Annotated in this window: 21 protein-coding genes and 1 pseudogene; 14 read left to right on the top strand and 8 right to left on the bottom strand. The window is 56.7% G+C overall.

Annotated features, from left to right (window positions below):
• Positions 1–4: 4 nt before the first annotated feature.
• A complete protein-coding gene (locus HDF10_RS06775) occupies positions 5–3,256 on the bottom strand; it encodes a TonB-dependent receptor (protein ID WP_183811856.1) in 3,252 nt (1,083 codons plus the stop codon).
• Positions 3,257–3,857: 601 nt separating this feature from the next.
• Between HDF10_RS06775 and cysD the strand changes: the two genes are divergently transcribed.
• From cysD to HDF10_RS20870, 9 genes and pseudogenes are all read left to right on the top strand, one after another.
• Entirely contained in the window at positions 3,858–4,769 is a 912-nt protein-coding gene (cysD, locus tag HDF10_RS06770) for a sulfate adenylyltransferase subunit CysD (RefSeq protein WP_183811855.1), read from the top strand.
• Positions 4,770–6,446 carry a sulfate adenylyltransferase subunit CysN gene (gene cysN, locus HDF10_RS06765; protein WP_183811854.1) on the top strand — a complete coding sequence of 559 codons (1,677 nt, stop codon included), beginning with the start codon at positions 4,770–4,772 and terminating at the stop codon, positions 6,444–6,446.
• Positions 6,446–7,150 (top strand): phosphoadenylyl-sulfate reductase, encoded by a 705-nt coding sequence (locus HDF10_RS06760; RefSeq protein ID WP_183811853.1) that lies wholly within the window; start codon positions 6,446–6,448, stop codon positions 7,148–7,150. Before cysN ends, HDF10_RS06760 begins: the two co-directional genes overlap by 1 nt.
• Positions 7,151–7,183: 33 nt before the next feature.
• Complete coding sequence (locus HDF10_RS06755; protein WP_183811852.1) at positions 7,184–7,948, top strand: sulfite exporter TauE/SafE family protein; 765 nt, start codon at positions 7,184–7,186, stop codon at positions 7,946–7,948.
• 124 nt (positions 7,949–8,072) lie between these two features.
• Complete coding sequence (locus HDF10_RS06750) at positions 8,073–8,852, top strand: ATP-binding cassette domain-containing protein (protein ID WP_183811850.1); 780 nt, start codon at positions 8,073–8,075, stop codon at positions 8,850–8,852.
• A 61-nt stretch (positions 8,853–8,913) separates the two neighbouring features.
• On the top strand, positions 8,914–9,693 hold the full coding sequence (locus tag HDF10_RS06745; RefSeq protein ID WP_183811848.1) for a sulfite exporter TauE/SafE family protein: 780 nt from the start codon (positions 8,914–8,916) through the stop codon (positions 9,691–9,693).
• A gap of 66 nt (positions 9,694–9,759) precedes the next feature.
• Positions 9,760–10,197, top strand: a complete 438-nt coding sequence (locus HDF10_RS06740) for a gamma-butyrobetaine hydroxylase family protein (protein WP_183811846.1) — start codon at positions 9,760–9,762, stop codon at positions 10,195–10,197.
• Positions 10,198–10,205: 8 nt separating this feature from the next.
• Positions 10,206–10,793 (top strand): annotated as a pseudogene (locus HDF10_RS20875) (DUF3050 domain-containing protein).
• A gap of 4 nt (positions 10,794–10,797) precedes the next feature.
• On the top strand, positions 10,798–11,010 hold the full coding sequence (locus tag HDF10_RS20870; RefSeq protein WP_260177704.1) for a DUF3050 domain-containing protein: 213 nt from the start codon (positions 10,798–10,800) through the stop codon (positions 11,008–11,010).
• Positions 11,011–11,021: 11 nt separating this feature from the next.
• Here HDF10_RS20870 and HDF10_RS06730 read toward each other — a convergent pair whose 3' ends face one another.
• Positions 11,022–11,594, bottom strand: coding sequence for an LOG family protein (locus HDF10_RS06730; RefSeq protein WP_183811843.1), 573 nt, complete (start codon positions 11,592–11,594; stop codon positions 11,022–11,024).
• A 132-nt stretch (positions 11,595–11,726) separates the two neighbouring features.
• Positions 11,727–12,071 carry a hypothetical protein gene (locus HDF10_RS06725; RefSeq protein ID WP_183811841.1) on the bottom strand — a complete coding sequence of 115 codons (345 nt, stop codon included), beginning with the start codon at positions 12,069–12,071 and terminating at the stop codon, positions 11,727–11,729.
• A 296-nt stretch (positions 12,072–12,367) separates the two neighbouring features.
• On the opposite strand from HDF10_RS06725, the gene HDF10_RS06720 reads away from it, so the two are divergent.
• The 4 genes from HDF10_RS06720 (at position 12,368) to add (ending at position 18,125) form a co-directional block, all read left to right on the top strand.
• Positions 12,368–15,148, top strand: a complete 2,781-nt coding sequence (locus HDF10_RS06720; RefSeq protein WP_183812592.1) for an ATP-dependent helicase — start codon at positions 12,368–12,370, stop codon at positions 15,146–15,148.
• A gap of 43 nt (positions 15,149–15,191) precedes the next feature.
• A complete protein-coding gene (locus HDF10_RS06715; RefSeq protein ID WP_183811839.1) occupies positions 15,192–15,347 on the top strand; it encodes a hypothetical protein in 156 nt (51 codons plus the stop codon).
• Positions 15,348–15,418: 71 nt separating this feature from the next.
• Complete coding sequence (locus tag HDF10_RS06710) at positions 15,419–17,026, top strand: amino acid permease (RefSeq protein ID WP_260177702.1); 1,608 nt, start codon at positions 15,419–15,421, stop codon at positions 17,024–17,026.
• Between the two features lie 58 nt (positions 17,027–17,084).
• Entirely contained in the window at positions 17,085–18,125 is a 1,041-nt protein-coding gene (gene add / locus HDF10_RS06705) for an adenosine deaminase (RefSeq protein WP_183811837.1), read from the top strand.
• A gap of 300 nt (positions 18,126–18,425) precedes the next feature.
• Here add and HDF10_RS06700 read toward each other — a convergent pair whose 3' ends face one another.
• The 3 genes from HDF10_RS06700 to HDF10_RS06690 are packed head-to-tail and all read right to left on the bottom strand — an operon-like array spanning position 18,426 to position 20,489.
• Positions 18,426–19,130, bottom strand: coding sequence for an MIP/aquaporin family protein (locus HDF10_RS06700; RefSeq protein WP_183811835.1), 705 nt, complete (start codon positions 19,128–19,130; stop codon positions 18,426–18,428).
• Entirely contained in the window at positions 19,127–19,630 is a 504-nt protein-coding gene (locus tag HDF10_RS06695) for an arsenate reductase ArsC (protein ID WP_183811833.1), read from the bottom strand. Before HDF10_RS06695 ends, HDF10_RS06700 begins: the two co-directional genes overlap by 4 nt.
• Before the next feature lies 1 nt (position 19,631).
• On the bottom strand, positions 19,632–20,489 hold the full coding sequence (locus HDF10_RS06690; protein WP_183811831.1) for an arsenite methyltransferase: 858 nt from the start codon (positions 20,487–20,489) through the stop codon (positions 19,632–19,634).
• A 29-nt stretch (positions 20,490–20,518) separates the two neighbouring features.
• Between HDF10_RS06690 and HDF10_RS06685 the strand changes: the two genes are divergently transcribed.
• A complete protein-coding gene (locus tag HDF10_RS06685) occupies positions 20,519–20,974 on the top strand; it encodes an ArsR/SmtB family transcription factor (protein ID WP_311732687.1) in 456 nt (151 codons plus the stop codon).
• A 111-nt stretch (positions 20,975–21,085) separates the two neighbouring features.
• On the opposite strand, the gene HDF10_RS06680 is transcribed toward HDF10_RS06685, so the two are convergent.
• Positions 21,086–22,642, bottom strand: coding sequence for an alpha/beta hydrolase (locus tag HDF10_RS06680; protein ID WP_183811829.1), 1,557 nt, complete (start codon positions 22,640–22,642; stop codon positions 21,086–21,088).
• 109 nt (positions 22,643–22,751) lie between these two features.
• Positions 22,752–25,439, bottom strand: coding sequence for an AMP-binding protein (locus HDF10_RS06675; RefSeq protein WP_183811827.1), 2,688 nt, complete (start codon positions 25,437–25,439; stop codon positions 22,752–22,754).
• Between the last annotated feature and the right edge of the window lie 42 nt (positions 25,440–25,481).

Genomic DNA, 25,481 nt, shown 5'->3' with positions numbered 1-25,481 from the left:
TTCACTAGAAGATGAGCTTGAGCGCGAGTTGGATCTGACGACTGGTGGAGGCTGCGGTGACGACACCGGCAGTGGGGCTTTGAACAGCGGCGGCAGTCTGATTAGCGGTTGTGCCCTGAGTAGGGCCACTTGTGTAAACGACTTCGTTGGGTGTTTGTAGGTTGGTGTGGTTGAGAACGTTGAAGAACTCGGCGCGAAACTGGAGTCTGGTCGCCTCAGTCAGCACGGTAGATTCTAGAAGTGAGAGATCCCAGTCTGCATAACCTGGGCCAGTAAGAGTGTCGCGGCCGAGGCTCCCGATGGTGCCATATGCAGGTGCGGAGAAGGCGGCAGGCGAGAAGAATTGCGCAACGCGAGTAGAGGTGCTGCCGCTAGCGTAAAGCCTCCCATGGAAGTCGGGATTGAGGTTGGGGCGGACGGGGTTTCGGGTGTCACCTGATCCTGTAGGGTTATAGCCGAGTTGAGGGCTGAAGGAAAATCCGGTTTGGAGTGTTGCGATGGTGCTGAGACTCCATCCAGATACCGCGTGGTTGATCAACGGCGGTACAGTGGATAAGAGAAAGTGGCCACGACCAACGGGTAGCTCGTATGTCGCGTTGAAGGTAGCGAGGTGGCGAATATCAGTCGCCGCGGGGCCGTAATCCAGCGAAGGATTCCCCGGATAAGAAACAAACGCCGGAGTGTTGGCCGAGACGCTCGTATTCCAGGCAGAGCCGTCGTCGAGATTTTTGGCGAAGGTGTAGTTGGCTCGAAGTTGCAAGCCGTGTGCCAGGTTGCGGCGAAGGTCAACCTCGAGGGCGTTGTAGTTGCTGGAGCCGCCGGAGGTCCATGACGTGGTGTTGGCTACCAGAGGGTTCGCTTTGACCGTCGTAGGATAGTAGATCGTTCCGGTCGAAGTACCTAGAGGGCAGCTTGAGTTCGGAGAGCAGATGATGGAACCGGGTTCGTTTTGATCCTCCGAAAGGATCTGGTGATAACCATGAGAGCCTACATAGCCAACGGTAATTGAGGTCGTTTGATCAAGCTGCTGTTCGATGCTGAGTGCGTAAGAGACTACGGCCGGAGTCGAGATATCGGGTTGGATATTAGAAGGAGAGATGAGCCCTGGAGCGCCGCTTATCGGGCTTGCAATAGATACGTTGGAGTAGGAGAGAGTTGTGTTGTAGGGCGCGGCCTGGTCGAGGCGATAGTCGAGATTGTCGAGAAGAGAGTGATGAAGGCCAACACTGGAGCGAAGCGAGGTTTTGCCATTGCCGAAGACGTTCCATGCAATGCCGACTCGCGGTTCGGAGAGAATCTTCGCGCGATTGTTCGACAGGGCGGAGGTTCCTGTCGTTGGAGTGGTATTGATGATGCCATTCGTAAAGCCATATTGCGAGGCACGACCGTGGGATTCGTTCCAGCCATTGGTGGATTCGAAGCGAATCCCGCCGCGAATCTCAAACACTGGCGTAAGTTGCCAGGTATTTTCGAGATAAACTGCGCTCATGAAGCTCCTCCAATTCAGAGGCGTGGGATTGGGAACAACGGTGAAGGTCTTGACAGTTCCTTGTAGGAATGTAGTGAGTGAAGCGAAGGAGGCTTGGCCGTACTGGTTCTGGGCGAGATTATCGTTCGACTGAAGTGACTGAAGCCAAAGGCCGACCTCAATCTGGTGACGCGAGCGTGAGTAGAAGACGTGGTCATCGAAGGTATAGAGGTTGCGCGCCGTGGCATTGTTCGATCCAACGTTGGCACCGGCGCCGGTGATCTGCGATGAGCCATTGGAGGCGGTAGAACCCGCGATCACGATAGCTCCAGTCGGCTTGCCCGCGAGGAAGCCAGGGGTGTCGGTCTGGATGGAAGAGGGAATATTGCCGAGGAAGAAAAAGCTAGCGCGGGAGTAGCCAACGCGGGCGGTGTTTAACAGGTGCGCGGAGAAGACGTGTTGCTCCTGGATGCTGACGACTTGTTCTCGCAGCGATTCGTTGATGAGCGAGAAGGGGTTTTGCGTAGGCGTGTTGGCGGTGGAATCATCCGCAGTGTAGACAGCAAAGAGGAGGTCACGCGAGGTAAGGTTGGCGTCAAAACGCGCGGTGCCGAAGTCCTCGCGGATGTGCTGGGTGGGATTCGAGAAAGCTTCACCAATTCCGGTCGGGTGGCCCTTGGCATCGAGGAGTTCTGGGCCGTTTTGTGCAGGCCAGAGGTTAAGCAAAGGTCTAACTCCGTTTGCAACGCCATAATTTTTGCGAGTTCCGCCGGGATTAGCCGGGTCGGGAAGCAGGCCTTGTCGAGCTTGAGTATCAGGGACGAGCGTGACGTCGGTGATCCCAAGGTTCTGCCTATAGCCTTCGTAGTTGCCAAAGAGAAAAAGCCGATTGGTGCGAATGGGGCCGCCGAGAGAGGCACCATAGTTATTGCGCTGAAAGTTCGGAATGTGGGTCTGGTCGAAATAATTGCGTGCATCGAAGAAAGAGTTACGAAGAAACTCGTACGCAGAACCGTGGACGTTATTGGTGCCCGAGGCCGTTACGATGGAGATCTGGGCTCCCTGACGCTTTCCATAACTTGCAGAGTATGTGTCACTGACGACATTGAACTCACGTACCGCATCGACACCGAGAAGCTGACCGCTGGTGCCGCCCGGGGTGATGTTGATCAGCGATGCGCCGGTGTATTCGATGCCGTTGAGCAGGTAGAGATTGTCCTGCGGGCGTCGACCAGAGATCGCAAACATACTGCCCACGGAGGAGTTGGAGGTTCCAACCGATCCGCTGCGCTGCGCTGTGTAGTTCACCGCCGCAGGATTCAGCGTGATGAGTTGATCGTAAGAGCGGCCATTGAGCGGAAGATCTTTGACTTGGCGCTCGTTGACGAGACCGGAGATCTGCTGGGTGGAAAGATTGACAGACGAGGGCACATCCGTAACGGTGATCTGTTCTGTGATATTACCCGGATGCAGCGTGAGATCGATGCGCGTGGCTTGACCTACGGTGAGAGAAATCCCGGCGCGTGTCTGCGGAGCGAAGCCCTCGCGCACCACCGAGATCGCATAAACACCAACGGGAATCGAGGGTGCAGCATATGCTCCGGCAGCGTCGGAGATGAGGTGGCGCTCCCCGCCTGTCTCTTGATTACGAATCGTGATCTGGACATCGGGAACGACTGCACCTGAGGGATCCGTGATAATACCGCCGATCGTTCCACCTACGATCTGGGCGCTGGAAACCGTTGCAAGTAGAAATGGGGCTATGAGAAAAATTGATCGGCGGAACATGAAGATATCTCCAAGTGCCTTCGGGAAGGACACGTATGCAGGTAGGGATGGCTTTATAAAGTTGCGAGGAGTAGAAAGACTAGCGTCGACAACAGATTGGCATCGTTTCCAGAGAGGAAACTATGATGCTGGCCTGCCGGAACTGCCTTGAAATTCTTGAATACATTGAATTCTCGAAAGAACGATGACCCGCTCTGACAACTGATCGATGTGAGTTTGCTTTGAAGGAGACTAGTTTCGCGACGGCGAGAGGCGCAGACCTGCTTCACAACAACGACAGCCAGTAACGGCATAGTGGAAGGTCAGAGCCATAAACCGAATAGTAGCACAAGACTTTTTTATCCAGCCGGATCGCAGCTCGCTTTTTGAGTGACAAGACTCCCGAACCGACCACCAAGACTTGCCTCTGCTTCTGCGCTTTGCTATTCTGGGGATAGAAATGCGCATCTCATGCCAGCTCCGTTGTTGTTGCCCTTTTAACGTCGAGCAGGCGTGTCGACTCACGCGCTAGTCCTCCACTCTAAAAAACTGTTTTTCAGACACTTTTCCTGAGCTTTGTGCTTTGGGTAAGTTGCATCCGAAACTCCCTCTGGAGTCTGTCATGGCATTGGCCGCAACGGCACTTACGCATCTGCAGCTTCTCGAAGCCGAGAGCATTCATATCCTTCGCGAGGTTGCGTCCGAGTTTGAACGCCCCGTCATGCTCTACTCGATCGGGAAAGACTCCTCTGTGATGCTGCGGCTTGCGCAAAAAGCCTTCTTTCCGGCTCCGATCCCGTTTCCTCTCCTCCATATCGATACTGGGTTCAAATTCCGCGAGATGATCGAGTTTCGCGATCGCATGGCAGCTGAAGTTGAAGCTGAACTTCTTGTCTGGCGAAACGAGCCTGCCATTGCTTCAGGCACGAATCCGATAGCGCTCGACACCAAACGATGCTGTGGCCTGCTTAAAACGCAGGCGTTGCTCGATGGCCTTAATCATTACGGTTTTGATGCTGCGTTTGGTGGTGCACGTCGCGATGAAGAGAAGTCTCGCGCGAAGGAACGCATCTACTCATTTCGCGACAAGGCTGGCCAATGGGACCCGAAGGCCCAGCGTCCTGAGCTCTGGAACCTCTACAACTCGCGGATTCACCCCGGTGAGTCGATCCGTGTCTTTCCGCTCTCGAACTGGACCGAGATGGACGTCTGGCAGTACATCCTGCAGGAAGACATTCCCATCGTCGATCTTTACTTTGCAAAAGAACGGCCGATGTATGTCCGCGAAGGTGCGCTTCTTCCGGTTGAACAGAGCTTCGTTGCCCGGCTTGGGGAGCAACGGCAGATGGTGCTCTCCAGGCTTCGTTCTCTCGGCTGCAGTCCGTGCACCGGAGCGATTCGCTCGGATGCCGATACGCTGCCCAAGATTATCGAGGAACTGCTTTCCTTCCGTTCGTCGGAGCGCGCGAATCGTGTGATCGATCACGATCAGGAAGGGTCAATGGAACTTAAGAAGCACGAGGGTTATTTCTAAATGCCTACCAGCGAATTCATTCCGAAGCTGGATGTAGACACACAGCTCAAAGAAGACTCAACGTTTTCTCTCGCCAATTTTCTTGCGAATGAGCATGGCCGTGATCTGCTCCGCTTCGCCACTGCCGGTTCAGTCGATGATGGGAAGTCGACCCTCATCGGCCGATTACTCTACGACACGCAGAGCGTCTACGAAGATCAGGTCCATTCGATTACGGGCAAGGGCACCACGGGCGCGGACAGCGTCGATCTTGCTCTTCTGACAGATGGGCTCCGTGCCGAGCGCGAGCAGGGCATAACCATCGACGTGGCCTATCGTTATTTTTCCACCGCCAACCGCAAATTCATCATCGCCGACACGCCAGGCCACGAGCAGTACACCCGCAATATGGCTACTGGCGCCTCAACTGCTTCTCTTGCCATCGTTCTTGTCGATGCGCGAAAGGGTGTGCTCACTCAGTCTCGCCGCCACGCCTGCATAACCGCGCTCCTTGGCGTTCGCCACATCGTCGTCGCCGTCAATAAGATGGATCTCGTCAACTATGAGAAGCAGGCATTTAGCGCGATCGGTGCTGACTTCACCGCATTTTTTGACGAACTGGGTGATATGCGTCCGCCGCACCTCTACTTCGTTCCAGTCAGCGCGCTGACCGGCGACAATGTCGTTCGCCCAACCGCTGCCATGCCTTGGTACGAAGGACCTTCGCTGCTCGAACTACTTGAATCGGTCCCCGCTGCGGAGGCCGGAGTCGCCCACCCTTTTCGTTTCGCGGTCCAGCGTGTCCTTCGCCCCAACCAGGACTTTCGTGGATTTTCCGGACAGATCGCGGCGGGAACAATCCGCCCTGGGGATGCCATCATGGTGCTCCCGTCCCGCCGAATAAACCGCGTGCGCAGTATCGTTACCTTCGATGGCGATCTTGCTCAGGCACAGACTCCCCAATCTGTAACCCTTACTCTTACAGATGAACTTGACATTAGTAGAGGCGACTTGATCGTCGCTCCCGAATCTCCGGCGATCACGACAAGGAACTTCACTGCTTCCCTTGTTTGGATGGATGAGAAGCCTCTCGACCTTGCACGCCGCTACTTACTGAAGCATACCAGCAGGACCGTTCAGGTTCAGATCACTGATATTCGATATCGGCTTGACGTAGAAACCCTGAAACAAGACGCAGTCGAAACACTGAAGTTTAACGATATCGGCCTGGTAAAAATTGAATCTGTTCTGCCGCTCTCTGTTGACAGCTACTCCACAAACCGCATCACCGGAAGCTTCGTTCTGATCGATTCTGTAACGAATCTGACCGTCGCTGCAGGAATGATCCGGTCTGTCGGCGTTGAAACGATTGCCAAGGCGACAAACGTAGTGACAGAGGCTGACCGACGCGAGCGTTGGGGCCACTCTGGAGCGCACATTCATCTCTTCGGTCCACTTCATTTCGCCGATGCGGTGGAACGAACTCTCTTTCTTCGGGGTGCTTTCCTCGTTCGCCCTGAGTTCCCCTCTGAGGAATCCATTGCCGTGCTTACCGCTGGAGGAGCCCTCGTCTTGACTCACGATACATCTGAGGAGAAGACAGTTCGTTTCGGCTCAAGGCAGGCCGTCCTATCCGACGTTGATGATCTCCTTCGTTTTCTCGAGACCCAAGCCGTCATTGCGGGAGGAAACCGATAATGACTACTCTCCAGTCCCCCATGCCTGATGCCAAACTCGCACACGTCCGCGAACTCCTCGTTCGAGAGTTGCCAGAAACACCTATCGAGAATGATGCTTGCCTTACCTGCAGCTTTCAGGCCGAGGATGTTCTTCTCCTCCATCTCGTTCGCGAACTGTGGCCTGATATCCCGGTCCTCTTTCTGGACACGGGCTACCATTTCCCGGAAACATATGCCTACCGCGACCGGATTGCAGTCGACTGGAAGCTGAACCTTACGAATCTTCTTCCAACCCGTACAGTGGCGGAACAGGAGCTTGAGCACGGACTGCTCTACCAGACCGCACCGGACCGCTGTTGTGCCTTACGCAAAGTCGAGCCGCTTTTCTCTGCGGTCGGCAACTACAAGATCTGGCTTACGGGTCTCCGCCGCGAACAGGCGCGTAGCCGCACTGCGCTTGAAGAGATTACAGACTTCACGCTGCCCGGCGGCATCACCGTTCGCAAGCTTAGCCCCTTCGCCGACTGGACTACGCGGGACATCTGGCAGGTGTGCGCTTTCTACGACATCCCTCTCCTGCCGCTCTACGACGTCGGCTACACCAGCATCGGCTGCAAACCCTGCACCTCGATCCCTACAGATCCCAACGACCCACGGTCTGGTCGCTGGGCTGGCCGCAAGGTCGAGTGCGGCATTCACATTCAGGCCGCTCCAAACCGGTGAGCCGCGTCGATACGGTCGCCGAAAGGAAGACTCATGGAATACGCCATCGGATTTATTATCGCCGTCTTCATCGCTTTGACCGGCGTCGGTGCTGGTACGATCACAACACCGCTGCTCATTTTGTTTCTTGGAGTTCCAGCGCCGATGGCTGTGGCCACGGGGCTCATGTTTTCTGCTGCCGTCAAACTTGTTCTGGTGCCATCGCAGATCGCTCGTAAGCAGGTTTCATGGCGTGTTCTTAGCCTGATGCTGGTCGGCGGTTTGCCGGGGGTTCTTATTGGCTCGCTTGTGCTCCGTCACCTGGACGTTCACGGACCGCAACTTCTGCTGAACGGCCTTCTGGGGGGCGTACTGGTTCTAACGGCACTCTGGCAGATTTTTTTCTCCTTTCGACCGGCGAGAACCGAAGCTCCGCCAAAGGATCGCAGTCGCCTACTCCCTTTTCTGATGCTGCCTCTTGGAGTTGAGGTGGGCTTTTCTTCTGCAGGAGCTGGAGCGTTGGGCACCGCGGCTCTGCTCAGTCTGACTTCTCTCACACCGGCGCAAGTGGTTGGAACCGATATTGTCTTTGGCTTTCTCCTCTCGCTCATCGGTAGCGGTGCCCATGGCTTCTTTCATGGGACTAACTCAACTCTTCTTCAGCACTTGATTCTTGGAGGCCTTGCGGGCGTTGCTCTTGGAACAGTTGCCGTGCGGTGGATACCCAAGAGACCCCTGCGATTCGCTCTTTGGGTGTGGCTTCTGGTTGTCGGATCGCAGTTCATCTACACGAACGCTTTTGCCGCATCGCACCATTAGAGCTTCCGCACTTTGTCCACTTGTTCGTGCGTTTTTTGTTTCTACCATTCCGCGCAGTAGGGTTTTGCACCTATCAGCGCATAACCGTGCGGAGCGCCCCGACTTCGGATGCTACCATCCGGCTATGCCAATCAATGAGACGGCGCTGGTGCAGGCTCGAGGCCTAACGAAAGAGTTCGTGAGAGGACGCCGAGTGGTGGACGACGTTTCGTTCGTGATTCGGCCGGGACAGACGTTGGGATTGGTCGGCGAATCTGGATCAGGGAAGAGCACTGTTGCGCGTCTTTTGCTTCGATTGGAAGAACCTTCTGCAGGCGAAGTAAGATACAAAGGTCGGGACCTACTGTCCATGACTTCGCACGAGATGCGAGGCATGCGACGACGCATGCAGATCGTATTTCAAGACCCCTACGCGGCGTTGAATCCGAGGATGCGGGTGAAACAGATTCTGACCGAGCCGTTTGAAATCCACGGGGAGAGACCATCGGCCGGTCTGGCCTCCCGGCTGAACGAGATGTTGCGGACGGTTGGTTTGGATGAGTCGGCGTTGGAGCGATTTCCTCATGAATTCAGCGGTGGGCAACGACAAAGAATTAATATTGCCCGCGCGTTGGCGCTCAGGCCCGAGTTCGTGGTGTTGGATGAGCCAGTGAGCGCACTTGATGTACGCGTAGGCGCGCAGGTTGTGAATTTGCTACGCGAGTTACAGAGAAAATATGGGCTGACGTATCTGTTTATCTCGCATTCTATGCCGCTGGTGCGGTACTTGTGCGACAGGGTCGCAGTGATGCAACGCGGACGGTTGGTGGAGTTGGGGGAGTGCGAACAGGTTTGCGATACGCCACGAGAAGAATATACCCGCCGCTTGATTGCGGCGACTCCGGAGATGCCAGCGACAATGTAACCCCTAAGAGGTTAAGGCTCAGGATTAACAGCCAACTGCCAGTCGATACAATGGAAGATGGATGATCTCGAATCTTAGTTCGCATTGGCATTACGTTTGGCTGGTCACAGCATCTCTTGTCGCTGGCGTGATGAATGCTATGGCTGGTGGAGGATCGTTCGTATCCTTTCCGGCTATGCTCTCCATTGGGGTAGCCCCTATTCAGGCAAATGCGACGAATACCGTCGCGCTATGGCCGGGACAGCTGACCTCGGTTGCTGCGTTACGAGGAGACCTAACCCGGGAACTCTTGCCGGTTGTCTGTGCGGCTTCAGTTCTAGGAGGAGTAAGCGGAGCTGCGGTACTGCTGAATACCCGGCAAATCACGTTTCTGCATATGGTTCCGTGGCTGCTGCTGGTCGCTTCTCTCTTGTTTGGAATTAGTGGCCCGGTTTCACAGTGGCTGCGGAAGCGGTCGTCTGAGCCTCATATCAAGAGATCCCCTGCGGTGAAGCCGCTGTTTTTTGTGCTGCTGCCGGTATGCTTTTACATTGGCTACTTTGGAGCCGGTGCTGGCTTTTTGATCATGAGCGCGCTGGCGTTATTTGGAGTAGAGGAGATGAACGCGTTGAACTCACTGAAGGTGCTTGCGGCGTGTTTGTCCAACTTTTGCGCCGTGGTTACGTTTGTAGTGAGTGGCGCAGTCATATGGCGTTATTGCCTGATCTCAATGATATTTGCCGGCGTTGGCGGGTATGTTGGAGCACAATATGCTCGGCGTATGAATGCGAATGTACTGCGAACGATCGTTGTGATTACAGGATGCATGATGGCTGCTTATTTCTTCTGGAGAAATGGCTAACCAGCGTGTCAGAGTGGAGAGTTTTGAAGATGTCATTCGGTGACTACGGCATAAGGAGCGTGCGCTATGAGTCATGAAGGAATTCGTATTGTCAGCACAGAGCAGGCGCGCCGGGAAGACACGGAGCACGAGCAGATGCCCACGAGCTCGGTGACTCCGAGAAAAGTGCGGGTGAAGAAGACCGAGGGGACCGGCGTTGAGATCGAATGGCAGGACGGGCACCGAAGCGCGTGGAGCTTCGCATGGTTGCGGAATGCTTGTCCGTGCGCCACATGCCACGAAGATCGGGAGAAGACAGGCAGGTTACCGGGGGAGGCGAAAGCCAAAGACAAGGCTCTGCTGAAGATGTATGAGGCTCCGGTGAAACCGCTGGAGGTGACGCCGATTGGCAAATATGCGCTGAAGTTCAAGTGGAATGATGGCCACGAAAGTGGAATCTACTCCTGGGAATATCTGCGCCGGATGTGCCATTGTGAAAGCTGTATGGCAAAGCAAGGGCTGTAGCGAGGTCAATGATTCTTTTGAAACAGACAGAGCAGTTACAGATTCTGGCAGAGCGGTTGCGTCCCTTGTATGACCGCTTGGCGAGCCACACGTTATATGGATCGTTCGAGACCGTAGAAGACCTTCATGTCTTTATGGAGTTACACGTATTTGCTATTTAGGATTTTATGTCACTACTAAAGACTCTACAGTGCGAACTCACCTGTGTAGAAGTACCATGGGTGCCGAGCAAATTTGCCGCGAGCCGCCGACTGATGAATGAGATCGTGCCTGGCGAAGAAAGCGACGTGTACGGAACGGAGACCGTGAGCCACTTCGAACTATATTTGAGGGCCGTGAGGGAATGCGGGGCATCGACAACAGCAATTGAAGCCCTGATAGCCAGGCTACGCGATGGTTCGCCCTGGGAACCAGCACTGGCGCTTAGCGGCGCTCCCGAGGCCGCGCAGCGGTTTGTGCGAAACACATTCTTGATCATTGACGGTGGCAAGCTGCACGCCACAGCGGCAGCGTTTACGTTCGGTCGTGAAGACCTGATTCCGGATATGTTCCGCGGTTTCATTCGCGACCAAAACGAGCGGCTATGGAACGCTTGAACTGATGCGCTGGTATATGGAGCGACATATCGAGGTGGATAGCGAAGAACATGGGCCGATGGCACTGCGAATGATCGCCGAGCTCTGCGGGAATGACAACGCGAAGTGGGGTGAGGCCGGCGAAGCCGCAGAGATCGCCCTGAGAGCAAGGCTTGCCCTGTGGGATGGAATTGCGGATAGATTGAAAACTGTACGAACGATGTCGTTGGTTCCGTAGCCTGTCGAGACTCAGTCGAGTTTGTCTGCAGACGCTCTCTGGTGGTCTAACTTCAACATGGTAAGCGCCTCTTCAACAGTATCTGCGACGAGAAGGAGTTGGCGGTTCTTCGGCTTCAGCATCCCCTCGGTTACGCAGTGATCAAGAAAGGTAAGGAGTTTGTCGTAGAAGCCGTGCGTATTGAGCAAGAGGATAGGTTTCGCGTGGAGCTTGAGGGTGTGCCAGGCGAGGACTTCGAAGAGTTCCTCGAGGGTACCGAATCCGCCCGGTAGCGCGATGAACGCGTCGGCCTTTTCTCCAATCAGCGCCTTACGGGTGTGCATGGTGCTGGTGATGTGAAGCTCGGTGATACCGCGATGGGCCACTTCGAGATCGACGAGTACCTCCGGAATAACACCTATAACTTTGCCGTCAGCGGATAGGGCAGCCTCGGCAACGGCCTCCATCAGGCCGACGTTTGCGCCTCCATAAATTACGCCAATATTGCGAGCAGCAAGGGCAAGCCCGAGATCCTCGGCGGCGGCTCGGTAGGCAGAATGAAAACCATTGGTGGAAGCACAAAAGACGGCGACATTGCGAATCATACTGCTGAGGATATCAAGCGCGTCACATAGAAAGTCTGAGTTGATCAATCAAATGGGGAAAGAATTGCAGGCCGACCGGACTTGATAGTAGCGATCGGCCTTTGGAGTCATTTAGCTGATATCGTCTCCTGGCTAACGAATTGCGATCGTGGCACCGTTATGATCTTTAATGACCTCTTCGATGAGAGATCCTACCGCGTGGTTTGGTGTGGCACTATTGGCGACGATGCGTGTTCCCACTGGAACATCGAGGTTAACTAGTTTGCCGGGCTCAAGCGTCATAGGCTTATCCCCTACCAGGACTTGCAGAGAAGCGCCGGTGTCATTGCGAAGATTCAGTTTGACCGTATTGGTCTTTGTTTTGCCGAACATTGCATAAACAGGAGATGAGATGCTTGTGGGAGTCGCATATATGGCCGGAACTGCAACAAGAGAGGTAGCGACAACTGCGACGGTCAAGAGATTGTGACGTTTCATACTACGCTCCATTACTTCAAGATTTCGACTGAAGTTCTCTGCCATGGATCAGGGAGCCCGTCGTGAATTGAGTTACGCAAGTTAGACGATGCTAGTTCCCCGAAAAATCAATTTGGTTTTCGAATTAACCATCTAGTCTTAATTTGATTCGACCAATGTCCAAGAGTGGACAAGCTGTTCGCAAATGAACAACAGAATGGACATTCGATAGCGTTCTGGCGGTTGCAAAACGAGCCAGCCCTGAGAGCTTAAAATAGGTATTGGAGCGTGTGCAGTTGAGTCGACTTTTAGAGAATATGAATCCGCAACAGCAGGAAGGCATCCGATCGGTGGATGGGCCGGTGTTGCTGCTGGCAGGAGCTGGATCTGGTAAGACGCGCGTCATTACACATCGCATTGCCTATCTGATTCAGGAGCGGGGTGTACCGGCCGACGCGATTCTCGCTGTGACCTTTACGAACAAGGCCGCCAAGGAAATGGCCGAGAGAGTGGATAGGATCCTAGGGCACAGCAGTCTGGCTAAACCAATGCTGGCCACATTCCATAGCTTTTGTGTCCGCGTGCTCCGGCGAGATATTGAGGCGCTCCGCGTAGGAGGCGTTGGGTTGACAAAGACCTTCGCCATCTACGACGAGACCGATCAACAGGCGGTAGTGAAGCAGGCACTGAAGCGGCTTGCCATTGACGACAAGACTCTGAAGCCGCGTGTTGCGCTTGGGCGAATCTCTTGGGCGAAGAACCACATGATTGACCCGCAGGAATATTTTCTTGCGAGCACTAACCCGATGGAGGAGAAAATTGCTCACATCTTTGAGATTTATAAGAAGGAGCTATTTAAAGCGAATGCACTGGACTTCGACGATCTACTCCTGGAAACTGTCCGCCTGCTGAAGTCGTCTGAGGAAACTAGAGAAAGATACAACCGACGCTACAAATATCTTTTAATCGACGAGTACCAGGACACGAACCGACCTCAATATGAGTTGATGAAGCTGCTGGCCGGACCGGACGCCAACGTCTGCGTGGTGGGAGACGAGGATCAGTCGATCTATAGCTGGCGTGGCGCAGATATTAAAAACATATTGGAGTTTGAGAAGGACTTTCCCGAGACAAAGACGATCCGGCTCGAGCAGAACTACCGTTCAACGCAGGTAATCCTGGAAGGTGCGGGAGCGGTTGTTGCGCAGAATACGCAGCGGAAGGGCAAGAATCTGTTCACCACGCGAGAGGGTGGAAGTCTGATCGGCTACTACGAAGCTCCCGATGGCGAGAACGAGGCGCTGTTTATTGCCGATCGAATTCAGCGGTATCTGCGCGAGGCTGGGGGACAGGTAGATCTGCCGAGATGCGCCGTACTATACCGAACCAACTCTCAGTCCCGGCTCGTTGAAGAAGCTCTGCGCCGGTACCAGATTCAGTACCACATGGTGGGCGGATTCAGCTTTTATGACCGCGCTGAGGTGAAAGACATTCTGAGCTACCTGAAGCTGGTGCAGAATGTGCATGACTCGGTCGCGCTGGGACGGGTGGTGAACTCGCCGCCTCGCGGAATTGGCAAAACAACGATGGAGACGCTGGAGCGGATGGCTCTGTCAAGCGGTATCAGCACTTGGGACGCGATAGGACGCGCCATTGAAGATAAGCTACTACCTGCGCGTGGCTTGCAGGCTCTGGGCAGCTTCCGACGGCTGATTGAGGACGCGCGGGCAATGCTGGGACCGGGATTTGCAGAGAAGCTAACGGAAGATCTCGCGCACGATAGCGGTGCTTCTCTGCTCTCCGATGCGACCGAAGAAGCTGAAGCCGATGTTTCGTTCAGGTTTGGAGATCCAGAATCTGACGACAAGGGCGCGAATACTTCGTTCGACACGAGTTTTAACTTCGGCTTCGACTTTGGTCCGAGCGAAGAGTTCTCCACGATCGCAGCTGAAAACTCTTTAGACTCTGATGCTGCGCACGGTATTGATTCAGCGAGTTTCAATCCGTTTGCACCGGTGGTACTCAAGAAGTCCGCGGCGACAATGGAACGAGCCGCTGAAATCAAGATGGCTGACGAGAAACCGGCGTTTCGCAAACCCGGGGATGCCGCCACGCTGCCCGAGCTTATCAAGTTTCTGAACGACCGGAGTGGATACATTCGAGCACTGGAGGAGGAGGCTACACCCGAGTCTTTCTCGCGGATCGAAAACCTGAAGGAACTTGCCAACGCAGCACAGGACGCACAGGAGCGTGGTGAAACACTGCATGAATTTCTGGATCACGCCGCGCTGGTCAGCGATGCAGATAGTTACAGCGAAGAGGCCAGGGTAACGCTTATGACGTTGCATGCTGCCAAAGGTTTGGAGTTTCCGCTGGTCTTTTTGAGTGGAATGGAGGAGGGTCTGTTTCCTCACTCTCGGACGCTGACCGATCCAACCGGGCTAGAGGAAGAGCGCCGCCTTTGCTACGTCGGAATGACAAGGGCGATGGATACGCTGATAATGACTCGCGCCAGATATCGACGGCGATACGGAAGCGATATGCCGGAATCGAGTATCGCTTCGCGATTTCTGGAAGAGGTTCCAAGCCGACTTGTGGAAGATTTGGGAAGCCCGCCTGCGCCACCGCAGTTTTCTGGATCGGATTATGGTTCGGGTTACGGTGGGGCGTACGCTACGCCCTATCCCAAGGCAAACAGGTTCGGCCGTCCCAGTACCGAGCAGGGCGATCAGCACTATAGCTATGAAGACGAAGATCAAAGCGGTGAGCGAGCTCCGGCACGGCCTTCTGGGCTTTCCAGTGTGAACCGTCGCTCCGGATACACCGCTAAAACCGCGCCGCCGGGGCAATCAATGGATAACATTGCCAGCTTCTTCGCCGCACGGGGACAGAAGATTTCGCGCCCGAAACCTGAAGTTCAGGAGCAGACTGGGAAGACTGGGCTAAAGCAGGGTTCGCGGGTCAGGCATCCTAAGTATGGGGAAGGCACGGTGTTTCGTCGCGAAGGCGATGGGGATGATGCGAAGATTACAGTACAATTCCAACAGCACGGCGTAAAGAAGCTGGTGGAGAAGTTTGCCCAGCTGGAGCGCCTCTAAAGTTTCGAAAAATCGCGTCTATAAGAAAGATTGGCAAAGATACATGGCAAACACCAAGAGCATCACCGACACACAGGAGCGCAAGAAAGTAAAACGCGCAGCACGCAAAGCCGCACCAGCGAAGGGTCCGCGCACCGGTGCTCGTGGCGAGAACAAGCAAACGGTTAAGAAGGCAGCTCGCGGTCAAAGCAAGCGGTAGCCCCCCTGCCGGGGTCACTCGAATGGTATTGCGCCCTGACCCCGGCCTAGATTGAAGTCTTCTAAATCGCATTGTGCAGTCGGAAACGCCCCGCACCAATTCATCTGCAAGCAGGAGCGAGCGCGCTGGCCAGGCAAATCTTTGCAACCAAGTCGATCGACAAGCTGATCTCAGAATCGGAGAGGCCGGAGCACGCGCTGAAGAAAACGCTGGGCCCTGTCTCGCTGACTGCGCTGGGTATTGGCGCGGTGATTGGTTCAGGCATATTTACGGTCGTAGGAACCGCAATTGCGGGCGAGAAGTTCGACACTACTTCGATCCTGCGTGCCCCTGTACTGGACTATCTGATTCACCACTCGGCACTGGCGGGACGACCAGGAGCGGGGCCAGCGCTCGCGATCTCGCTGGTGCTGGTTGCGATCGTCTGCGGTCTGACGGGACTTTGCTATGCAGAGCTGGCTTCGATGATTCCTATTGCGGGGTCAGCGTACACCTATACCTATGCGACGCTGGGGGAGCTCGTTGCCTGGATCATCGGGTGGGACTTGATCCTGGAGTATGCCGGCAGCAATATGGCTGTTTCGGTGGGCTTCGCAGCTCATATGGTGGATCTGCTCGACTGGTTCGGATTCCATCCTGCCCTGCGGTGGATCTCGCCTGCATTTCTTCCCGGCGGACTACAGGACCTTCAGGGACATGATCTCTATCTCCCGGGATGGCACTTCGGCTTCGATTGGCCAGCCTTTCTGGTGGTTATGTTGCTCACTGTGGTGTTGGTGCGTGGGATTCGGGAGTCGGCGCGAACCAACAACATCATGGTGCTGCTGAAGCTCGCCGCGATTCTGCTGTTCATCTTCGCTGGCGCGCACTTCATCAAACCTGCGCTCTATCATCCTTACTCGCCGAACGGCTGGTCGGGTGTGCTGACGGGCGGCTCGATCATCTTCTTCACCTATATCGGGTTCGATTCGGTATCGACCGCGGCAGAAGAGTGCAGGAACCCCCAGAAAGACGTTCCGATCGGGATCATCGCGACGCTGGTTGTGTGCACGATCCTGTACATCGGTGTGGCGACGATTCTGACTGGGCTGGTGCCATGGCAGAGCATGGTCGATGATGCTGCTCCGGTGGTGAATGCGCTCAAGAAGCTGTCGTTGCAGCCGGGCGGACACAGTTTGCACTGGGTGAGGCTTGCGGTTCTGCTGGGTGCGATGATGGGCATGATCTCCTCGATCCTGGTGTTCCAGCTGGGGCAGTCGCGGGTTTGGTTCGCCATGTCGCGGGATAGGCTTCTGCCTGCGTTCTTCGGGAAGGTACATCCCAAGTTCCGGACGCCTGCGGTTGCAACCTGGGTGGCTGGAATCGTGGTCGGCGTTCCTGCTGGGTTATTTGATATCGGTACCTTGACGGATCTGTCGAACATTGGGACGCTCTTCGCGTTCGCTCTGGTCTCGATTGGCGTAATCATTCTGCGGTATCGCGAGCCGGAGCGACGGCGCAGGTTCCGGGTTCCTTTTGGGCCTGTGATTCCGATGCTTTCGGTGTTCTTCTGTGTGCTGCTGATGATGGGACTGCCGATTATCACGTGGATGCGCTTCTTCGTGTGGCTTGGAATTGGTTTGTTGATCTACTTCTTCTACAGCCGAAAGCGGAGTGAGTTTTACGCCCCGAAGGTTTAGGCAAGTCTGTGCAACGAGTTGGGCGAAGAAGTAGGTCCAAGAAGTCTAAGATAGATAGATGGCGCGAAAACAGACTAGACAAGACGCTGAGATCGATGTGGTTGATTGGCTGCGAAAGCTGCCGAAGGTTGAGCTGCATCTGCATCTCGAAGGAACAATTCAACTCGATACGCTGCTGGAGTTGAGCAAGCGGCATGATGCGGAGCCGCTGACGAGCGAGGCGGCGAAGAAGCTCTATGTCTATGAGAATTTTCTTGGATTCATGGACTCGTTCAAGGCGGTTTCGGCTCGTCTGGTGGGGCCGGACGACTATGAGTTGATTACTTACAACATGGTTCGGGACCTGGCGGCACAGGGGGTGGTTCATGCCGAGGTGTATATCTCGTTCGGGATTATCTACTACTGGAAGAACGCTGAGGTGGAACCCTACGTCGAGGCGATCGAGCGGGGGCGGGTTCGGGGCGAGAAGGACTTTAGGACTACTGTCTACTGGCTGATCGATGCGGTGCGGCACTTCGGGGCGGAGGAGGCGGTGAAGGTGTTTCGCAAGGCGGCCGAGTTGCGGAGACTGTATCCGAGCATCGTTGGGATCGGGATCGGCGGGGATGAGGCGCGGGGGAGTGCGGATCTGTTCAAGGAGTCGTATGCGGAGGCCAAGACGGCCGGGTTGCGGCTGACGGCTCATGCAGGTGAGACGATCGGGCCGGAGAGCATCTGGGCGGCGATCAACATCGGGGCGGAGCGGGTGGGTCATGCCTTGTCCGCTCAACATGATGCGGAGCTGCTCGAGGTGCTGGCGGAGCGACAGATTCCGCTGGAGCTGAATGTGACCAGCAACATCCGAACGGGCTGTTGCAAGAGTTTCGACGAGCATCCGGTGAAGCACTACTTCGAGACAGGGCTGATGGTGACGATCAACTCCGATGATCCTCCGATGTTTGGGAGCAATCTGCTGGAGGAGTATGTGCTTGTGCAGAGCCGGTTCGAGTTTTCGCTGGAGCAGATGCGGGAGTTGGCGGCCAATGCGGTGGAGGCCAGCTTTCTTCCGCCGGAGCGGAAGCTGGAGCTGCTGCGGCAGGTGGAGCAGTACAGGTACTGATTCCGTGAGTCCCCCCCCCTTACACGCGCATAAGCTATTTATTATTAACGGTTTACGGGCTGTCGTTAGCTGCAAAGACCAGATTCCAAAGGACTTGCCTGCAGATTCGAGCAAACAAAGGGGTTACGGGTTAGTTCTCTCCTTTTAAAACAATAAAGCCCCGGAGTTCGCAGGGGGCTTCTTGATCTGTATCTAGTATAGAGGTTTGACCATAACTCATACGCCACGCGAATCTGGTGGATTGGCGTGGGTTTTCGCGATTATGGGGCTTGACAAGTTTTTAACTCTGACGCTCAGCCGTCACTGAATGTCATGCTCCACCATAACGGCTGAAGCCTCAGTTCTCAGTGAAGGGATGAGCCAACGGAAGAGCAAAGTTGCCACGGCTGCCCCGGACAACTGGGCGGCGACAAATCCGGCTGTATCGGCTGGTCTGATCCCGGCAAACGTGTTGGTCACGGATCGGGCAACGGTCACGGCTGGGTTGGCAAAGGAAGTAGATGCGGTAAACCAATAGGCGGCGGTGATATAGGCACCCACCGCGAAAGGAACGGCGGATGGCCGATGTTTGGCGCATCCCCAGATGACAGAGAGCAGACCGAAGGTAGCGATGAATTCACTAAAGAGCTGAGCGGGGCCGGTGCGGACGTGCGTCGAAGCAGTGAATAGAGCGAGCCCGAACATACGATGAGCGGTTGCAACCCCGGCAAATGCTCCGGCTATCTGTGCTGCAATATAAGCCGGAGTTTCGCGCCATGCGAGACCGCCCTGCCACGCGTCGGCAAGCGTTACGGCTGGATTGAGGTGTGCCCCAGAAGTGGACCCGAATGCAAGGATGATTGCTACCAACGCAGCGCCGGTCGCGATGGTGTTGGCCAGGAGAGCGAGAGCGACGTTGCCCGCGGCCAACCTTTCTCCCATGATCCCAGAGCCGACAACGGCTGCAAGTAGCATGAGCGTTCCGATGAACTCTGCAACGATCTTTCGTAAGAGTGTGGGCTTCATTGTTTGCCGATGTTGTCGAGTTCTCTCTGAATTGCAAGGCTCTCCAGGCGGGAGAGGGGGAGGGATAGGAAGAGGCTGATTCGACGGTCTAAGACGGTGAAGGCGTCGCAGAAGGCGCGGGCCTTCTCTTTGGGCGTACCCTGCACTGCTGCGGGATCGGGGATACCCCAGTGAGCCGTGATGGGATGCCCCGGCCAGAGAGGGCAGACTTCGTTGGCCGCGTCGTCACAGACGGTGAAGATGAAATTTATGTGTGGGGCGTCGGGCGCTGAAAACTCGTCCCACGACTTGCTCCGCAGTCCTTCGGTGGAAAGTCCAGAAGCTTCGATCTGTTGTAGTGCTTCGGGCCGGACTGTACCGAATGGATGACTGCCCGCACTGTAGGCGGTGAATATGCCTTTGCCTCTATGCTTCAAAATTGCCTCAGCCATAATGGAGCGGGCGGAGTTGCCAGTGCAAAGGAATAGAACGTTGTAGTGGTTAGCAGTGGGAGAGGTCATGTCAGACTCTCCCGGGGATGGCGCCGGGTGTGCAGCATCCCGGCGCACAGCAAGGCGCCGCGGGCTTGGTAGCGCGAATGAACGCGCTTAGGAATTTGCCTTCGACTTGAGGCGCAATCTCGTCAACCGAAATCCCAGCCTCCGTGAGAAACACGCGGGCGTCTTCGATGTCATACACGCGGGTTGGCTCAAGGTCTATAGACTCAAATCCGGCGGCTCGTAGCTTAGCCTGATAGTCAGACTCCTCCAAAGCTCCGGCGATGCAGCCCACCCAAAGCAACATGCTTTTGCGAACGGCATCCGGCACCTCGCCGCGCACTACAACGTCAGAGACGGCGAAGCGACCGCCAGGACGGAGTACCCGAAAGGCTTCCCTGAGGACGCGGGATTTATCGGCGGAGAGGTTGATGACGCAATTCGAGATGATGACATCGACTGAGTTGTCGGGCAGAGGGATGTTTTCAATCTCGCCCTTCAGAAACTCCACGTTGATTGCTCCCGCCTTACGCTGATTCTCTCGCGCAAGGGACAGCATGTCATCGGTCATATCGAGGCCGTAGGCCTTACCGGTTGGCCCTACGCGCTTCGCAGACAGCAACACATCAATACCGCCGCCAGAGCCTAAATCAAGCACGATCTCGCCCGGCTTGAGCTCCGTGAGCGCCGTAGGATTGCCGCATCCCAAAGAGGCGAGTAAAGCCTTCTCTGGTAGACCGTCTCTCTCAAGATCGCCGTATAAATTTTTGGTAATTGGGTCGCAGCATCGCATGGCAGGATCGCAACAGGCGGTTAGTCCGGAGTCTGTGACGCTTCTAGCGATTGCGCCGTATTTGTCGCTGATATCGGTTTGGGTTGCCATTGTCGGCGTCCTCGTATGCGCCAAAACGAATGTATAACGCAATGAACATATCTGTCAAGGCGTATACTTTACAGATGAGACGGACGGTGAAATTCGACTTGGTTGCTTTATTCGCGGCTCTCGCAGACCCGACGCGATTACGCTTGTTGAATCTGATGGATGGACGTGAGGTGTGCGTCTGCTACTTTGTGGAGATTTTGAAGCTGGGGCAGCCTAAGATATCTCGTCATCTAGCGTATCTACGACGTGCGGGAATCGTTGAGGCCCGTCGCGATGGCAAGTGGATGCATTACCGTATCGAGCGGCCTGAGGACGCGAGAGCAGCCTCAATTCTCGACGCGACGTTCAAATCATTCGAGACAGACCGGAACATGCAAGCTGACCTTGTGCGGTTGGGGCAAGCCTGTTGTGAACCTCAGAGGTTCGTAACACTGCAAGGTGCGCCGCTACCGGCTGCTATCGGAAGCGACACGGCTTCCAGATAGGCATGTTTCGTAGTATCGGAGACGCCTGCGAGGGCGCCTCGTGGTCTACCTCGGCGATTCATTTTTAACGACACGCAAACAACTTCGATCGACCGTGTTCTGGTTGATCGGTTATGGCTTGAACATGTAATAGACGCCGTCGGTGCCGGTTGTGGATCGGAGAGCGAATCTCTTCGATGCGGGCTTGTCGTCAGACAGGAGCTCGTAGATGTCGGAGAGAAGCGGGTAGGTTCCGGCAAAGTAGGAGTGCGCCAGGAAGTCACTTGCGACGGCGGATGCGTCGATGCTCTCGACATCCGGGAGGACGAGTACGGGGACGCCTCCTGCTCTTGGGTACTTGTGCAGCTTGGCCGAGGCCGCGAGTGCTTTGTCTTTGGAAGAGGCGTAGAGGGTGATGTGATCGGAGACCTGGTGCAGGGCGGATGCGAGTTGACGGAAGGTCTCTGCATCGATATCGGGCGCGGCCAGCACGAGATGGTGCAGCAGGGGATGGGGTTGCGCAGTGCGGTCGTAGCTTAGCGCCTTGAGGGCGTCGCATACTGCGCGATTGCCCATGCTGTGGGCGATGAGGTGAATCTTCTGTGCGCCGCTGCGAGCCTCAAGAAGACGCAGGAACCGTTCCAGATGACTGGCCGTCCAGCCAACGTTTGCGGAATCGCTCGCATAGTCCTCGACGGTGCCGTTGGAGGGCCAGCTATAGAGGATGGGAGCTCCGATGAAGTTGAGATCGAAGGCGAACTGACCGGCACGGCGAGCTGCGGTCTCGAAGTCGACGTTGTAACCATGGACGAAGACGAAGGCGTCCTTGGCCGGCGAACTGTCGACTCGTTGCTTGACGCGGTCGAAGAACGCATCTTCCTCGAGGCTGGTGATCTCCTGCAGGACGATATGTTTTTCGGGGTTGGGCCGGAACTCGAATCGGAAGAAGGAAGGAGATTCCAGCTCGCCAAGCTTGTGCCTGGCGGGAATACTCACCGTGCATTGGCCATAGCGCAGATTCTCGTCAGACGAGCGTTTCGCGGTGAAGTTGAATCCCAGGAGCTTATCTTTTGTGCGTTCGCGATCGGTCGCATAGAAGATCCGAACGGCGGTGCAGTTGTCGGGGAGCTTGACAGGAGCAGGCGGGGGTGGCGGTGCGGCAGACCGTGACGGTGCGGGGGCTGCTGGAGGGCGCAGATCCAGCCCCGCGCCGAAAGCGCCGACGGCGTCCAACTCGAACTGGTCCGTGGGGAGGAGGCCGGTGAAGGTGAAGTCCTCGTACTGCTGTTGCTGCTGTTGTTGTTGCTGCTGTTGCTGCTGTTGCTGTTGTTGCTGTTGTTGCTGTTGCTGCTGCTGTTGTTGCTGCTGCTGCTGCTGCTGACGCGGGGAGTTGGAAAGGATGACGCCTGCAAGAGCTTCGGCCAACGAACGTGGTGTCTGGATATCCCTCTTGGTGAGGATTTCAGACGCCTGCTGATGGGCTTTGTCGGCTCCCAACGGCCTGTGGATGTTGAGGCTGATGAGCCTGGAGAACAAGCGTTCTGTCATCTCGTAGAACTGGGAGAGGATGGGGCCACTTATGAGCGATTCAACGGGCCTATATTCCCAGCCAGGCTGGCCTCGAACGAACGGCTCGAGAGCGACAAAGAAGAGGTTGACGACGTATCGTTCGAAGGCTGTCTGATTCATTCGCAACTCCTATGCCCGGTCCGACAATGCGCCAAGACATTATGCGACGATCTGCGCACTATGGGATAGTCGCGACCTTCGACCAGTCCTCTCTGACGGAGCGACAACCTTATAGTTGATTTTTTGCGAGGAGCGTTTCTACCTCGGCGTGGAGGCGGGCGGTGATGGCGGCTTCGGTGGCGTCTGGGGTGAAGCGGATGGGTTGACCCATATGGATCTGGAGGGTGCCGGAGCGGAACCATGGGCGGCGGCGGGTCTTGAGTTCGCCTAAGCCCTGGAGGGCCATGGGCAGGACTGCCGTCTGGGATTGCTTTACAAGGAGGCCGATTCCGGGTCGGAAGGGGGCGAGGGTGCCTTCGGGGGAGCGGGTGCCTTCGGGGAAGACGACGACGTGGAAGCCGTGGTCGAGGGCGTTGCCGGCGTGGGCGAAGCTGCGCTGGAAGTCGCGCAGGCGGGGGAGGGGAAAGACGTTGAAGAGCGCGGTGAGGAGGAGCCAGGTGGGTGGGCCGAGGGGGTTGAGCCAAAGGGGCTGCTGGTTGCGGGCGTGGCGGAAGTCTTCGAGCATCTCGCCGGACATGGCGACGGCGGTGCGGCGGCGGATGGGGCGCGGGAGGGCGTAGAGGAGGAGGGGGAGATCGTAGGCGGTGACGTGGTTGGCGATGATCAGGAGGGGTTCGGTTGTTTTGATTGTTTCTGTTGTCCCCGGAGAGGGAAAGGCGACGCGGGGCGCAGCCAGCAGCCAGACAAGCGGTTGCTCTACGCACTCGATGAAGACGGCACGAATCCAGCGGATGAGTGACAGCCAGGGCCAGTGAGGATAGATATATTGTGTTGCCCCTGGCGGGATTTGGGTTCCGTGCTGTTGGGTCGCCTGTGGCCTTTTTGTTTGCGCGGTGAGGTCGGCGGTTTCAGCGAATTCGGGGTGTTCCGGATGCGGGAGCGATTGATCTTCGGAGACCCCTCTGTTGCCAGAGTTCGCTATGAGTTGGCGTAGCTCGATGAGCGTCTCTACCTTGTCGTATTGCTCTTGAGGAAACGCTATGCCGAGCTTGTCTTCGAGCGCCTCTTGGAGCTGTATGCGGCCGAGGCTGTCGAGGCGGAGGTCTTCGGCCAGGCGGAGGTCTTGATCTTTGGCTACGGGATTTTGGGACGGCTCGGTGGGTAGGCCTTCGCCGGTGATTTGAGTGATGAGGGTTAGGAGCCAGTCGGTACCAGCTGCGGCAGCGGCTCTTCCGTTGTTGGCTTCCCTGCTGGCCAGCCAATTGGCTACGGCTGCGCGTTTGATCTTGCCGGTGGAGGTGCGGGGAAGGTCGGGCTCGGGCCAGACGGCCTGGCGGCGAATGCGCTGGAACTCGGCGAGGCGGGTGTTGGCACGTTGCAGAATGGCGGGGGCGTGGTCGGGTGCGGCGCGGAGGGCGAGGATAGCGCAGGGTTCGGGGCCGGTGGGGGTGTCGATGGGGACTACGGCGCAGGCTGTGACCTCGGGCTCTGGCTCGAAGGCGGCTTCGAGGTCTTCGGGGTGGAGGTTGACGCCGGTGGCGGTGACGATGGTCTCGCTCTTGCGGCCGAGGAAGCGGAGCTCGCCGGTGGGCTGGGCTTCGGCGAGGTCGCCGGTGGCGAGCCACTCGCCGGTGCGGGGTTGGAGGGCGCCGCCGGACCAGGTGGCGGGGGAGATCATGGGGCCGCGGACGAGGACTTCGCCGTCGGGCTGGATTTTGACGTCGCGACCGGGGAGGGGCTTGCCCATGGTGCCGCGAGCGACCTTGAAGGGGTGGTTGAGGGTGATGAGGGCGGAGGTCTCGGTCATGCCGTAGCCCTGGACGAGGACGAAGCCGAGGGCGTTCCAGAACTGCTCGATGGGTGCGGGGAGGGCGCCGCCGCCGGTGACGAAGGCCCAGTATTTGAAGCCGAAGAGGGAGTGGATGTCGCGGAAGCGGACCCAACGTTTGAACGCGGAGATGCCTTGGGCGGCTTCGATGCGCTGAGTCAGGTTTGGGTGTTCGGTTTCCAGGTGGGTTTTGAGGAGGGCGAGGACTCGGGGAACTCCGGCGAGGACGGAGATGCGTTCGCGGTGGATGGTTTCGATGAGGCGCGGGGCGGTGAGGCGGGATTCGAAGTGAACCTCGGCGGCGAAGATGGAGGGGACCCAGAGACCCATCATCTGGCCGAAGACGTGGCTGAGGGGGAGGGTGTGGAGGAAGCGCAGGGGGTGGACGATGCGCTCGTAGCAGAGGTAGGGCTGGGCGGCGTGGCGGATGGGTTCGAAGCTGGCGAGGATGTTGCCGTGGGTGTGGACGATGCCTTTGGGGTCGCCGGTGGTGCCGGAGGTGAAGAGTATCTGGAGGGGTGTGTCGTGGGTGAGGGTGGGGATGGGAGGGGCTTGGTTGGTTGGTAGCGTGGTGGGCCAGTCTTCGAAGGCGAGACGTGGGAAGTCGTTGTTCAGGGTTTGGAGAAGGGTGGCGTCGCCGACTATGAGGGGTGGCTTTACGTCTGCCGCTACGCGGGCAGCGAAGTCGGGGGTGCCGTAGGCGTCGAGTGGGACGGCTATGACTCCGCGCAGGATACAGCCGTAGAAGGCGGCGACCCACTCGGCGCTGTTCTGCGCCCAGAGGATGAGGCGGTCGCCCGGCTGGAGGTTGTGGGAGGCCAGGAGTGCGGCGAAGCGTCCGGCTCGGGTTGCGATCTGTTCGTAGGTGGTCGCCTTGCGGCGGTTGCCGGTGTACTGGACGATGGCTGTCTGGTGGCCGAAGCGACGGAAGTCGTCAAGGAGTACGGCCAGGTGGGGGCGGGTGGGCATGGGTGTTCGCTAAACCCAAGATAACCTATGCTGTCCGGGGAC

This window comes from Tunturiibacter empetritectus (assembly GCF_014201375.1).
Lineage (GTDB): Bacteria > Acidobacteriota > Terriglobia > Terriglobales > Acidobacteriaceae > Edaphobacter > Edaphobacter lichenicola_D.
This window is presented reverse-complemented; position numbering and strand designations above follow the sequence as displayed.